Origin of the sequence: [Pseudomonas] carboxydohydrogena (genome assembly GCF_029030725.1) — a bacterium.
GTDB lineage: Bacteria > Pseudomonadota > Alphaproteobacteria > Rhizobiales > Xanthobacteraceae > Afipia > Afipia carboxydohydrogena.
The window spans coordinates 485970-499433 of the sequence record NZ_CP113162.1 but is presented as its reverse complement, the minus strand read 5'-3'; the positions used below and the strand labels follow the sequence as shown (position 1 = coordinate 499433).

The following is a 13464-nucleotide window of genomic DNA, read 5'->3' as shown; positions in this document are numbered from 1 at the left end:
CACGACAATGTTGTTACAAGCCTCCTCTACGTCCCGCCCAAATCAGCCACTCATGTTCACTACAACCGTCGGAATCCCGATTTATCCGACGGATCTTTCTGAACGGGCAGTCTAACGAGCCATCAGTACGGTCCGACGTGCACGGCTACATCCTCTCGGAATAGTACCGGTTGCAGCATCTTACATTAGAATAATTCTAATATATTGACGGGCGATGGCTCACTCGCTAATAAATTTAGAACGGTTCTAACTCTCTTAGTTCGAGACGATCTGCAGGCCGCAGATCTGCTGGTACACGAATAGGGAGCGCTGTGTTTCAGAACCTGCAATTCACGGTCTGGAGCACTGCCGATGCGTACCCTTCACAAAGAAAACCATCTGATCGAACGTATTGGTTGGCTGCGCGCTGCCGTGCTGGGCGCCAACGACGGGCTGATTTCGACGTCGAGCCTCATCGTGGGCGTGGCGGCCGCGACCCCAGCCTCGCGCGAGATCCTCGTGGCAGGTGTTGCGGGGCTGGTGGCCGGCGCGATGTCGATGGCAGCAGGGGAATATGTCTCCGTCAGCTCCCAGGCCGACACCGAAAAAGCCGATATGGCGCGTGAACGGCACGAACTGGCCACTCAGCCGGAGGCTGAATTGGCCGAACTCGCCGCGATCTATGAGCAACGCGGCTTGTCGCCCGATCTGGCTCGTCAGGTCGCTGAGCAGATGATGGCAAAGGATGCATTTGAAGCGCATGCGCGTGACGAACTTGGCCTGACGAGCCATGTGATGGCGAGGCCCGTCCAGGCGGCCTTCACATCCGCAGTGACCTTCGCGACAGGTGCCGCTCTGCCACTGATCGTCGCCCTGCTCGTGCCGGCGAGAACCGCGTCCTGGACGGTATCCATCGCCTGCCTGATCGGGCTTGCCGTCCTCGGTGCAATCGGCGCCCGCACAGGCGGCGCCAGCATCTGGAAACCAACAGCGAGAGTGGTTTTCTGGGGCGCGGTTGCGATGGCGTCAACCGCCATCATCGGCTCCCTCATCGGTCGGGCGGTCTGAACATGAAACGCGCGTCGTTCGACTTGCCGACGTTTATGTCGCTTATGGCCACCCTCGGGATGATCCTTGCCATGGCCGGAACTTGGTTGCCGGTCAAAGAGCTTGCCGTCCTTCGGTGGCTTGGACTGATGCTCGTCTATTTCGCCGGCGGGCTTCCTGCCATGTGGCGAGCAGTGTCGGCGCTTTGGCGGGATCACATCCTCGATATTGATCTCCTGATGGTGGTTGCCGCTATTGCTGCCGCCATTGTCGGTGCGCCGTTCGAAGGCGCTGTGTTGCTGACACTCTTCAGTGTATCCACCACGCTCGAGCATCATGCGCTCGGGCGCGCGCGTCACGCCGTCGAGGCCCTGATGGCGCTTCGCCCGGAAACCGCGTTTCGCAGGAACAAGGATGGCACAGTTGTGGAGGTCCCCGCCGCTGAGCTTGCCGTCGGCGATACGGTGATTTTGCGTCCCGGTGCCCGTGTGCCAACCGATGGCGTGATTATGCAAGGCCGGGGCGGTATCGACGAGGCGAACATCACGGGTGAGTCCATGCCTGTCTCGAAGGAGATCGGCCAACAGGTGTTCGAAGCCACCGTGAATCTCGATGGTGTTCTGGAAGTTGCCGTCACCAAGACGATCGGCGATAGCACGATCGCACGCATGATCCAGCTCGTGACGCAAGCTCAGGAGGCCAAAGCCCCGTCTGAGCGGTTCAGTTCGTGGTTTGGACAACGTTATACCGTTGCAGTCATCCTGGGGGCGATGCTCGCCTTTGTCGCGTTTTACTTGCTGGGCCACGACTGGGAACAGGCTCTCTACAAAGCTGCGACATTACTGGTTGCCGCCAGCCCCTGCGCAATCGTCATATCGGTGCCGGCCGCGATCTTGTCGGCTCTCTCAGCGGCGGCGCGAGGCGGTGTGTTGTTCAAAGGAGGCGGTGCGCTTGAAACCTTGGCCGCAGTCGATACCTTCGCCTTTGACAAGACCGGCACACTGACCAATGGCCGTGCGGTGGTGAGGCGGATTATCACGCTGGATGGCGATGAACGGCGCTTTCTGTCCCTGCTGGCTGGGCTCGAAGCCCATTCCGAGCATCATATCGCGGCAGCCATCCGTCGGGAGGCTGCGGTGCGCGGCATCGCGCCGACGAATGTCATCGATGTCAGTTCCCGCCCAAGCGCCGGCATCGTCGGCTCGGATGAGTTTGGCCCGCTATGGGCGGGCAACCCCCGCCTTGTCAAGGATATGGGCGCATCCGTTGATCGTGCTGAGTTTCGGGAACTGGCCGACACCACGCAAACCGTTGTCTATCTGGGACGCGGATCGACCGTCCTGGGAGCCGTCAGCGTAGCGGATGAGGCGAGACTCAGCTCCGCTCCGGCACTCACCGCCCTGCGCAATAGCGGTGTTCGCCACATCGTCATGATGACCGGCGACCGCAGGCCGGTGGCTCTGCGGATCGGCGCGGAGCTTGGTCTCACGCCCGATGAAGTCCACGCCGAGATGCTCCCGGAGGACAAGGTGCGCCGCGTCGGCGAACTGGCGGCGCATGGCAAGGTCGCCTTCGTCGGAGACGGCGTGAATGACGCTGCGGCACTGGCACGCGCTGATGTCGGCATCGCCATGGGCGCGGCTGGTTCAGATGTTGCTCTTCAGGCCGCCGACGTAGCTCTGTTGTCGGAAGATATGAAGAAGCTGGCCGATGCGCGCGGTCTGGCCCGCCGCACGGCTGCGATCATTCGGCAGAATCTCACTGTTGCGATCGGCGCCATGCTGGTGCTCGTGACAGGCGGCCTATTTTTCGATCTGCCGCTTCCGATGGCGGTAATCGGACACGAGGGCGGGACCGTGCTGGTTGTCCTGAACGGGTTGCGGCTCCTGTCGGATAGGATTCGGCGAAACACGAACGAAATTGCATCGACACGCCAGACGTGGAGCGACCGAAGCGCATCGACGCTCCCGTCGAAAACGTTTTCCGCCAAAATATCGTAACGGCAAAGCTGACCCGAGTCCCTGGGCCATTTCCGCAAATGAGGTCAATTAAATTGAAGCGATGCCATCGCGCCTGCAGTGACACCGATCACGCTGACAAAGGTCAATCGATGCCCACGTGGCTTTCGATTATCATTTCCACGGCTGCACTCGCTCTGGCTGCGCCGGCCCATGCCCAGCCACCGAAGCCCGTATCAATCGATGCGCTCGCCAACATCGTTGTATCGAGCAATCCCGAGCGGCGCTTTTATGTACAGCAGATCGGTCTCGCGGGTGTCGAACGCGACGCCGCGAATCGGCTGCCAGATCCCGAAATAGCATTTGAGCTCGGACAACGTCGAACGTCCGACGTCCTGACCGGCACGCCGACGGGTGATGGGCCCACATACGGCGTGTCCCTCATGCAGCCACTTGATTTCGCCGGCCGGGGCGCTCTGCGTCGGGCTATTGCCGAACATCAAGTGGCATTGGCGCGCATCGGTCTTGCGCAATTCGATGCTACATTGGTCAGCCGGGCGCATTCGCTCGGCTACTCGCTATTTGCAGCGGAACAGAAGGCAATCGCGGCACGCGACGTCGCGACGCGGATGCGAGCGCTTGCGGAAGTGGTGGCGCAACGTGAAGCGGCTGGCCCTGCACCTACGCTGGATGCGGCGATCCTGGAGGCCGGCGCTATCACCGCCGAACGCAACGCCGCCACTGCCGAGGCTGAAGCCCACGCCAGCCTCTATGAGTTGAACCAGCTGCGGGGAGCACCTCTTGGCACAAGCATTCGCGTTGCTCGCCCTGATATACGGCTTGTCGCGCTTCCAGCCGTGGGCCGCATGACGCGAGAGGTGGATGCCAACAATTTTGAGCTTCAGTCCCTGCGCACACAAACACGACAGCAGGGACTGCGTGTTGACATGGCGGAAAAATCGCGCGTGCCGAACGTGGCGGTCGGCCCTTATTATAATCACGCAAAATCTGACATTCGCGAGACCAATTTCGGTGTCCGGCTTACGACATCGCTGCCGCTTTGGAACAGCCAGGCGGCGGGCGTAGCGCAAGAGCAGAGCCGCCAGTCCGAAGCTAACGTCGCATTGCTCGCGGCCCAGCGAAGGATAGCACGACAAGTTTACGAGCGTGCCGCACTTTACGAGACCAAGCGCCGGGCGCTGGCGAACTGGCCTATATCCGCCGCGGACAAGTTCGCGGCCACAGCAGCTGCTGCCGACAATCTTTTCCGGCAGGGTGCGATCCCAATCGCAACCTATGCGGAAATGCAACGCCAATATCTCGACGCTTTATCGGCCGTGCTGGATACGAGGCGCGAAGCCTTGGAGGCCTCACTTCAACTCCGTGCGCTTAACGGGGGGCGCCGCTTCGGCGGCATGAGCCAATGATGCGCCAACTGCTTCATTGGGTAAGCAGCCGCCCGGCTGCTATAGGCGCAATGGCTCTCCTGGTCGCGGCCTTCGGAGTTTGGTCATTCCTGCAGCTTGAGGTTGACGCCATCCCCGACATCACCGGGGTGCAGGTGCAAATCAACACGACTGTGCCGGCATTTGCGCCGGAGGAAATCGAGCGTCTCGTAACCTTGCCGATCGAGCGGGCAATGGCCGGCCAGCCGGGCCTTCGCGACATGCGATCGCTGACCAAGACTGGGTTGTCACAGGTTACCCTGCTTTACGAAGATGGCACCGATCAGCTTCGTTCACGCCAGCTTGTCACCGAAAGATTAGCGACGGTCCGTGACATGCTCCCTGCAGGATCCACGTCACAGCTTGCGCCGATCACCACGGGACTTGGTGAGATCTGGTATTATACGCTCGAATGGGTACAGCCTCCGGCTAGACTAGACGAACAGCAGCAATTGATGGAGCTGTACGAGGCTCAGGAGTACATCGTCAAGCCGATGCTCCGCGCGACCCCGGGCGTAGCAGAGGTGAACTCCAACGGCGGCCTCGAACGGCAGTTTGTCGTTGAGCCCGACCTTAGCCGACTAACGGCGGCGGGCGTCACGCCTACCGAGCTTGCCCTGGCTGTAGGTGCCAACGTGGAGAATGCCGGCGGCGGAACAATTACCGCAAATGGTCAGCGCTTCACCTTGCGGACTGAGGCACGGGTCACAACCGTGGACATGATCCGTGCGCTGCCTGTCAAATTTGCTGGAAGCGTCCGGCCCCTCACAGTTGGCGACCTGGCTACCGTAACAATCGGTCATGCCTTGCGTGAAGGTGCAGCAACCGCCAACGGCAAAGAGACCGTTCTCGGCACGGTGATGATGCTCGTGGGCCAAAACAGCAGGGATGTTGCCAAACGCGTCGATGCACGATTGCCGGATCTGCGCGCGGCGCTGCCGAAGGGTATGGCCCTGCGCGTTCAGTATGACCGCTCCGAATTGGTGGATCGCACCGTCGCGACGGTCGAACGCAACCTTGGCGAAGGCGCGTTACTGGTTGCCGTGGTGTTGTTGGTCGTGCTCGGCAATTGGCGAGCGGCGATGATCGTCGCTCTCGTTATTCCGCTCGCATTTCTGATGATGATTACGGGCATGAACGTGCTTGGCGTTTCCGGCAATCTGATGAGCCTGGGAGCACTCGATTTCGGTCTCATCGTCGATGGCGCGATCGTGGTTGTTGAAAATGCCATGCGCCTGATGAGTCAAGCCAGTGCGGAAAAGAAGCGAGAGCTAACAGCGCGCGAACGCCGCACGATTGTTGTTGAGGCGACAAGTGGCGTGGCGCGCCCTGTCTTTTTCGGTGTTGCCATCATCACCCTTGTCTACGTGCCGGTGCTCAGCCTGGGCGGCGTGGAAGGCAAGCTGTTTCACCCCATGGCACAGGCTGTGATGCTCGCGCTGGGCGCTGCCCTGTTCGTCACCTTCACTCTGGTTCCGGCACTGTGCGCCTGGATGTTGCGTTCCAACATGAAGGCTCGCCAACACTCTGGCGGCGAAAATGGCGCAGCGGCCCGCACCAGTCACGATATCGGGCATAGCAGCGGCCTTTCTGGCTTTATCGCGCGCGGCTATGTCCCCCTCCTGAACTTTGCGCTCCGCCACCCTGCAGCATCGGTTTGCCTGGCAGTCTGCTTGGTGGGCGGATCGATTGCCGTTTTCCTGACGCTCGGCTCACAGTTCACCCCGCGCCTCGATGAGGGCTCCATCACGGCGATGGTTTACAAGCCAGTCGGAATGTCGCTCGACCGGAGTCTCGTGATCGAGCAAGAAACAGAGCGGGAAATTTTGCGACGCTTCCCACAGGTCACACGCACATTCTCGCGGATCGGCACCAGCGCAGTTGCGACCGATCCGATGCCGCCCAACGAGAACGACCTGTACATCTTCTACAAGCCGCTGGACCAATGGCCGCAAGGCGACGGCATGCCCCGCAACAAGGCCGAACTGGTCTCAGCCATTGAAAAAACAATAACGGCGGTTTTCCCCGAACAATCCTTTCTGTTCGCACAACCCATTGAGATGCGTTTCAACGAAATGCTGGAAGGTACGCGTGCTGATCTTTCGGTGAAAATATTCGGGAACGATTACGATATGCTTGAGAAGCTTGCCGCGCAGGCACGAGAGGAACTGCAGACCCTGCCCGGCACCGCCAATGTGCAATTTGAGACCGCCGACCGCACGCGCAGCCGGGTTGTCAACATCGATCACGACGCGCTCGTCCGCTTGGGGCTCGGTGCCGCGGAAGTAAACCGCGCCATTACGTCGGCTATTGCCGGTGATGAGGTCGGCTTCATCGCCGAGGGCGACCACCGCCATTCTATCGTCATTCGCCTGCCCGAAACGCTTCGGGCCGACAACAGGTCTCTCCTGTCACTGCCGCTGCGTGTGGGCACGACCGGTCTGGTACCGCTCGATCGGGTTGCGACATTGCGCGACATGCGCACGGTCGAGCCAATCCTGCATGACAACGCCAAGCGTCGCGCGGCGTTGATGGTCAATCTCAACACCAACGATATCGAAGGTTATGTTACCGCGGCGAGAGCGCGGCTTGCCGACAGGCTCAAACTACCGGAATCCTACCGCATCGAATTCGGCGGCCAGTTTCGTCAGTTGGAAGCCGCACGCAGCCGCCTGATGATCGTCGTGCCGGCCGCACTGCTGATGATCTTTGCATTGGTCTATTTTGCGGTCGGCAGCATACGCCAGGCGGCCGTCATCTATACAGGCATTCCGTTTGCGATCACCGGCGGTGTGCTGGCTCTGTGGTTGCACAATATGCCCTTTTCGATCACCGCGGCGATCGGGTTCATAGCATTGTCTGGCATTGCGATGCTGAACGGCCTGGTGTTGGTCGATCATATCAATGCTCTGCGAAAAATCCTGCCGTTCGCAGATGCTGTACGACAAGCCGCAATGGATCGGTTGCGTCCGGTGCTGTCGACCGCCATGGTCGCTGGTATCGGCTTCATGCCCATGGCAATCGCACAGGGCGCAGGAGCGGAAGTACAGCGCCCCCTCGCCACCGTTGTCATCGGAGGGATTATATCCTCGACTGTCTTGACGCTGCTGTTGCTTCCGACGATCTATCGCTGGGTGGAGCGGCGTTCCGCGGATAGCCACAGACAAGAAAATCTTCCACCAGTCGGGTTTGATCAATCGGCGCAGGAAGCTGGCCGTCGCCAACAAGTCATCTGAAAAATCCCCGGTAGTCCGCCAAGAGAATGCAACCGGCCACAGCGCGTGAATTCAAGATGGAGTTCTGATAACAATGTCACCCGCACTGCAGTATGGAACAACCGCCAAGATCTTGCATTGGACGACAGTTGGGTTGCTGGTGATCCAGTATCCGCTTGGCTGGCTTATGCCGGACATCCATGGTGGCATGCAACCGGGCGTCGGAATGACTTTTCACATCTCAATTGGGCTGGTCATTCTCGCCGTATTCGCGGTGCGCCTGAGCTGGCGCTTGACGCATCCCGTCGTTCCGGAGAGTTCCTTGCCCGCGTGGCAAAGGCTCACGTCTGAACTGACTCACTGGATGCTTTATGTAATGGTCCTGCTGACTACAATAACGGGCTGGCTGTTCGCTTCTTTCAGAGGCTGGTCAGCGTCGTTCTTTTATTTGTTTCCATTCCCCATGCTGGCATCGGGAAACGCCCAGGTAATCAAGTCGATTGATGGCCTGCACCAAGCAGCTGAATGGATACTTCTCGGATTGATAAGCCTGCACGTCGCCGCGGCTTTGATTCATTTTTTCTATTATCGCGATAGAATCATGGCCCGTATGCTGACGGTGAGCAGGCGTTAGCATGGTGAGAGGCGGCCCGTTAATGATCCTTGATAGCCAGTTCGCCAACCCGCAACCGACCAATAAGTTATCGTAACGTCGATGAGTTTTTACCCCAACGCATCGGGGAGGGATGCACAGGTGTGAGCCATGCAAGCTTCTTCTTTCTTCTGCATTTCCATTCAAGATTGATGCAATATTTTGCATAGATTTGCAGAAGCCAGGGTGAGTCCCTATGTGAATCATGTTGTCACAGGGGTTGTCTGGGTGCTGACGAACAAGCAAATCGAGGCTGGTGCGAAGGCTATTGCCGCAGACATGACGCTTCCCGGCGGCGGCCGTAAGAAGTTGGCACGCCTGGTCGCAGACCATTTGAATTGGTTCGATGCTGTTGAAGAGCGCGGCCTGACCTGGGGCGACATGTCCCGGGTACTGTTTGCTGCCGGCGTCCACGGTCCCGGCGGCCGCCCGATCCCGGTCGGCACGCTTTCGTCAACTGTGTGGCGCAAGCAGCAGGAGGCAGCGACATCTTCTGCGCCAGCACCTACCCGCCGGGGAACTGGCCAACAGTCGCGCAACAACGACCAAACGACCTCTGCTAACTATCACGCACGCGTAGAGGAAAAGCGCGTACCCGCTATCGTTCGCCAGAAACCTTCAAAGAGATCGAGACATCTTGCAGCCGAGGCCACGAAGTCACAAGCAACTAAGACCTCAGCAAGTGATCCACCTGCTACCTCAAACCGGCAAACACTTGACTTCATGCAGAGGGCAGCCGCGCTACGACGGAACCGAGCGGATTAATCCAATCAAAGTTATGAGGTCCGTATGCCGCTCGCCCTCAGATCGATCGCGGCTCTCGTTCTGGCTACTCACGTCTGCCCTTGTCGAAGAGTTTTGCGGGGTCGCCCCTAACTTCGCCACGACCCGGTCGAGGGTTTCCAGGGCCAGACCGGCAGCGGCACCCCGGATCTCGGGCATTGTCGATTAGGCGGCTATCACGATAATGATGGCCACGCCGTGTGTTTACGCCGATATCTCCCTTTTCTACGTGATCCGACATACTCAAGAAGTTGCGCCTTCTGAAGGGCGCCAATGTCCCGCCGAGCAGTTTTCAGACTTACCTCCCATTCCGCCACAATCTCTTTGGCTCCGCACCGGCCTCCTTCTGCGACACGGGTCAGAAACCAGCGTTGCCGGTCGCTGAGTTCGATTGGATCAGGGACATTGATGGGGACATTTATAGGGACAGGTTCAGGGTCATTTTTTTGCCCGCCTGTTGCCGGTCTCCTGCCAACGGCTTCCCCAGCGACATAGGCCTTCCTATTTGCGGCGAGCGAAAAGCGATCTACGGGATCGAAAGGCGAGCTTGCTGCCGGGCTTTCGATCAAGCCAAGAACGAAGGCTCTTATGATCGGCGAAGAAACTACGAGACGCAAGAAATACACTGTATCCGGGCCATGCTGCGCCGAAAGCCAGTGCTTTACAGTTCTTTCGCTCGCATCGGTTTGCCGCATGAGCTGTTTAATCGCGCGATGGCTATCGCCATGCTCCTTGCGCAGCAAATCGGCGATGGTGCGTGCATAAGGTTCACGCCCAACGAGCACACCCTTCCATAGAGGTAACTTCCTGCCCTTTTTCAGCAACATCTTCCATTTCCTCCGCCATTAAACTGGGTTCAGTGCGGAATGGCCGCAAAAGTACGCTGTGGCGACAGGTCGGCTCGAAGCGCCACAGTCGGAAATGGGAAAGCGCGTGAAGTGACGAATACAACATTCGACGATTGGTCGGGGCACCCGGAACGCCCTATTCAGGCGGCCGAGTACGTCCGCATGTCGACAGATCATCAAAAATACTCAACTGAAAACCAATCCGACGCGATCAAGCAATATGCGAAAGATCGCGGGATCAGGATTGTTCGAACTTATGCTGATGCCGGGAAAAGTGGCCTGAAGATCGAGGGACGCGATGCGCTGAAGCAGCTTATCCAGGATGTTCAATCCGGAAATTCCGATTTCACGCTGATTCTCGTCTACGATGTCAGCCGCTGGGGCCGATTTCAGGATGCTGACGAGAGCGCCTATTATGAATACATCTGCCGACGTGCGGGCATTGCCGTCGAGTACTGCGCGGAGCAGTTCGAGAACGACGGTAGCCCGATTTCAACTATTGTTAAGAGCGTCAAGCGCGCGATGGCCGGTGAATTCAGCCGCGAACTTTCGACAAAGGTGTTCGCGGGCCAAGGGCGATTGATCGAAAAGGGATGTCGTCAGGGGGGCCAAGCGGGTTTCGGCCTGCGACGCGCCCTGATCGACGAATACGGCGAAGTCAAAGGAATTCTTGAACGCGGCGAACATAAGAGTATCCAAACAGACCGCGTGATCTTAACCCTCGGCCCAGCAGAAGAAGTCGTTCTAGTCCGCAATATCTATCACGCTTTCGTACATGAAGGTCGTAGCGAGAGCGACATAGCAACCAGCCTCAATGAACGGGGCATCTCCACTGACCTTGGACGCCCTTGGACCAAGGGCACGGTCCATCAGCTTCTGATTAATGAGAAGTATGCCGGCGATAACGTGTGGAATCGCCGATCCTTCAAACTAAAGAAGAAACGCGTTCGTAACGAACCCGATATGTGGATCAAGGCTCCCAATGCGTTCGAAGCGATCATCGAACGTAAACTCTTCGAGGCGGCCCGAGCCATCATCAATGCCCGTTCTTTCCGCCTGAGCAACGAAGAGATGCTGCAATCGTTACAAGATCTGTATCAGCAAAAGGGGCTATTGTCGGGAATTATCATCGATGAATGCGACGCCCTACCATCCAGCAGCGCCTACAGTACCCGCTTCGGTAGTCTGCTTCGAGCCTATCGCCTCATTGGATTTACGCCGGACCGTGATTATCGCTATGTCGAAATCAATCGCGAACTCCGTAAGCTTTATCCTACCGTTCTTGGTGAGATACTCGATAAATTACGCGCCACAGGCAGCGACACATTGCAGGAGCTTCAAACCGACCGAGTGATCGTCAACAGCGAGTTCAGCGTATCCGTGGTGATAGCTCGATGTTTAGAGACACCGACTGGGCTTTTACGTTGGAAACTGCGCTTCGACACATCACTTGCATCCGACATCACAATCGTCGTCCGCATGAATAGGGACAATCGCTCGCCGCTCGATTATTACCTGTTTCCGCGCATCGATATGCTTTCCGACAAATTGCATCTGGCGGAAGATAACGCCCTTCGTCTCGATGCTTATCGCTTCGATGATCTCGCCATTCTCTACGACATAGCAACGCCCATCACACTCTCGGAGGTGGCATGATGCCTGCAATTCATCCGAACCGAATCGAGATGATCCCTACCGCACGGATCACGGTCCTGAACCCGCGCGCGCGCAACAAGCGCCAACATCGCGAAATCGTAAACAACATCGAAGCTATCGGGCTAAAGCGGCCGATCACAGTAAGCCGGCGCGATGGGGTCGACGGCCCAAGATATGATCTCGTCTGCGGCGAAGGCCGGTTGGAAGCCTTCCAGATGCTCGGGCAAACCGAAATACCAGCGGTCGTGATCGAGGCCAGTGAGAGCAAGTGCCTAGTGATGAGTCTGGTCGAAAATATCGCCCGGCGCACACCACGCCCCATCGACCTTATGCGGGAAATCAGTGCGCTCCGATCGCGCGGCTATAGTGACACCACTATCGCCGAGAAAATCGGAGTTGGCTCATCTTGGGTCAATATGATTGCCTCTCTCCTGGAGCGTGGCGAAGAACGATTAGTGGCAGCCGTCGAGACAGGCCTCATACCGATTACACTGGCAATGGAAATCTCCAAGGCGGAGACTGAGCAAGCCCAGAATCTGCTCCTTGATGCCTATGAGACCGGCCAATTGAGGGGCAAGAAACTTGCTGCCGTTCGGCGGATGCTCGACATGCGACTACGAACCCAGGGAAAAGGGTTGCCAATTGGTCGCCTGGGGCGAAAAACCAATAGCCGGCGTATGACAGCTAATGACCTTATGCAGGTCTATCAGCGCGAAGCTGAAAAGCAGCGCTTGCTGGTGAAGAAGTCGGACTTTGCTCAGACTCGACTTCTCTTCCTAGTTGAAGCGCTGAAGGATTTGCTTGCTGATGACAGCTTTGTAAACTTACTACGAGCGGAGGGTCTTGCAACCATGCCTCGACCGCTTGCTACCCGCGTATCAGGAGGCGATCATGACTGATACTCCGCAAGCTCGGCAAGACCCCAATATTCGCTTGGCTTTTGATCGAAGCTTTTTAAACATCCCGTTGTCAGCGATCGTTCCGCTTAAAATCTTGCCAGATGGCGTTAGAGCCAGCCGAACGTACACTCAGATTCTGAGCTCCATCAAAGCAATCGGCCTAGTTGAAGCACCTGTTGTAATGGCCGCTCCGCAGAAATCAGGAACATGGTTCCTTCTCGATGGCCACCTACGGGTTGAGGCGTTGAAAGAACTGGGCATCGTCGAAGCCGAATGTCTACTGGCTACGGATGACGACACCTATACCTATAATAAGCGCGTGAATCGCATACCTCCGATTCAGGAGCACCGAATGATCGCACGCGCTATGGAGCGAGGCGTATCGTCCGCTGACATCGCAAGCGCCCTTAACCTTCAGGTTGAGTCGGTCCTGAGACGATTCCGGCTATTGGAAGGGATCAGCCCGGAGGCTGCGGACCTGCTCAAAGATACACCTTGCTCAATGAAGGTGTTTGACATTCTGCGTCAGATGTCTGCTGTTCGTCAGATTGAAGCCGCAGATCTAATGATCGGTCAAAACAATTTCACCGTGATGTTCGCCCGAGCACTACGAGCAGCAACATCAGAAAGCCAACTTGCTGTAACTAAGAAGGGAAAAGGAGGCGGTTCCCCTACACCTTCGGGTCAACAGATTGCCCGTATGGAACGGGAACTGGCAGCACTGCAAACTCAAGTAGAGTCCGTCGAGGATACCTACGGTATCGAGAACTTACATTTAACCGTCGCGCGAGGATATATCGCCAAACTTCTCGCTAACAAACGGATCGCTCGCTGGCTGGCGAACCACCAACAAGACTATCTCATAGAATTCCAGAAAATTGCGGAAATCGACACACTCGGCGCAGTCACGGAAGGACCGAAAGTCTAAAATGATGCTGAAGACACAACATCTCTAGCTCGATGGCGCTCTTCTGCAACGCAC

The 13464-nt window shown here is 57.6% G+C and carries 10 protein-coding genes; 9 read left to right on the top strand and 1 reads right to left on the bottom strand.

Annotated elements, in window-relative coordinates:
* Window positions 1-351: 351 nt before the first annotated feature.
* The 6 genes from AFIC_RS02385 to AFIC_RS02360 all read left to right on the top strand — a co-directional run bounded on the left by AFIC_RS02385 (window position 352) and on the right by AFIC_RS02360 (window position 9061).
* The gene (locus AFIC_RS02385) at window positions 352-1047 is read left to right on the top strand and encodes a VIT1/CCC1 transporter family protein (RefSeq protein ID WP_275247595.1); all 696 of its coding nucleotides are present in this window, start codon (window positions 352-354) and stop codon (window positions 1045-1047) included.
* A gap of 2 nt (window positions 1048-1049) precedes the next feature.
* On the top strand, window positions 1050-3026 hold the full coding sequence (locus tag AFIC_RS02380) for a heavy metal translocating P-type ATPase (RefSeq protein WP_275247594.1): 1977 nt from the start codon (window positions 1050-1052) through the stop codon (window positions 3024-3026).
* Between the two features lie 110 nt (window positions 3027-3136).
* Window positions 3137-4411: a TolC family protein gene (locus AFIC_RS02375; protein ID WP_275247593.1), complete on the top strand. Its 1275-nt coding sequence runs from the start codon at window positions 3137-3139 to the stop codon at window positions 4409-4411.
* Window positions 4408-7665: an efflux RND transporter permease subunit gene (locus AFIC_RS02370; protein ID WP_275247592.1), complete on the top strand. Its 3258-nt coding sequence runs from the start codon at window positions 4408-4410 to the stop codon at window positions 7663-7665. Before AFIC_RS02375 ends, AFIC_RS02370 begins: the two co-directional genes overlap by 4 nt.
* Before the next feature lie 73 nt (window positions 7666-7738).
* Window positions 7739-8278 carry a cytochrome b gene (locus AFIC_RS02365; RefSeq protein ID WP_275247591.1) on the top strand — a complete coding sequence of 180 codons (540 nt, stop codon included), beginning with the start codon at window positions 7739-7741 and terminating at the stop codon, window positions 8276-8278.
* A gap of 216 nt (window positions 8279-8494) precedes the next feature.
* Window positions 8495-9061, top strand: a complete 567-nt coding sequence (locus AFIC_RS02360) for a hypothetical protein (protein ID WP_275247590.1) — start codon at window positions 8495-8497, stop codon at window positions 9059-9061.
* A 194-nt stretch (window positions 9062-9255) separates the two neighbouring features.
* On the opposite strand, the gene AFIC_RS02355 is transcribed toward AFIC_RS02360, so the two are convergent.
* Window positions 9256-9906, bottom strand: a complete 651-nt coding sequence (locus AFIC_RS02355; RefSeq protein WP_275247589.1) for a DeoR family transcriptional regulator — start codon at window positions 9904-9906, stop codon at window positions 9256-9258.
* A 111-nt stretch (window positions 9907-10017) separates the two neighbouring features.
* On the opposite strand from AFIC_RS02355, the gene AFIC_RS02350 reads away from it, so the two are divergent.
* From AFIC_RS02350 to AFIC_RS02340, 3 genes are read left to right on the top strand one after another with little or no spacing between them, the layout of a single operon-like run.
* Window positions 10018-11583 (top strand): recombinase family protein, encoded by a 1566-nt coding sequence (locus AFIC_RS02350; RefSeq protein WP_275247588.1) that lies wholly within the window; start codon window positions 10018-10020, stop codon window positions 11581-11583.
* A complete protein-coding gene (locus AFIC_RS02345; protein ID WP_425583833.1) occupies window positions 11580-12482 on the top strand; it encodes a plasmid partitioning protein RepB C-terminal domain-containing protein in 903 nt (300 codons plus the stop codon). The genes AFIC_RS02350 and AFIC_RS02345 overlap by 4 nt, the downstream gene beginning before the upstream one ends.
* The gene (locus AFIC_RS02340; RefSeq protein WP_275247587.1) at window positions 12475-13410 is read left to right on the top strand and encodes a plasmid partitioning protein RepB C-terminal domain-containing protein; all 936 of its coding nucleotides are present in this window, start codon (window positions 12475-12477) and stop codon (window positions 13408-13410) included. The genes AFIC_RS02345 and AFIC_RS02340 overlap by 8 nt, the downstream gene beginning before the upstream one ends.
* Window positions 13411-13464 lie beyond the last annotated feature (54 nt).

Coding starts and splice junctions, on each gene's coding strand:
- AFIC_RS02385 (WP_275247595.1), top strand. CDS start 352: ATGCGTACCCTTCACAAAGAAAACCATCTGATCGAACGTATTGGTTGG.
- AFIC_RS02380 (WP_275247594.1), top strand. CDS start 1,050: ATGAAACGCGCGTCGTTCGACTTGCCGACGTTTATGTCGCTTATGGCC.
- AFIC_RS02375 (WP_275247593.1), top strand. CDS start 3,137: ATGCCCACGTGGCTTTCGATTATCATTTCCACGGCTGCACTCGCTCTG.
- AFIC_RS02370 (WP_275247592.1), top strand. CDS start 4,408: ATGATGCGCCAACTGCTTCATTGGGTAAGCAGCCGCCCGGCTGCTATA.
- AFIC_RS02365 (WP_275247591.1), top strand. CDS start 7,739: ATGTCACCCGCACTGCAGTATGGAACAACCGCCAAGATCTTGCATTGG.
- AFIC_RS02355 (WP_275247589.1), bottom strand. CDS start 9,906: ATGTTGCTGAAAAAGGGCAGGAAGTTACCTCTATGGAAGGGTGTGCTC.
- AFIC_RS02345 (WP_425583833.1), top strand. CDS start 11,580: ATGATGCCTGCAATTCATCCGAACCGAATCGAGATGATCCCTACCGCA.
- AFIC_RS02340 (WP_275247587.1), top strand. CDS start 12,475: ATGACTGATACTCCGCAAGCTCGGCAAGACCCCAATATTCGCTTGGCT.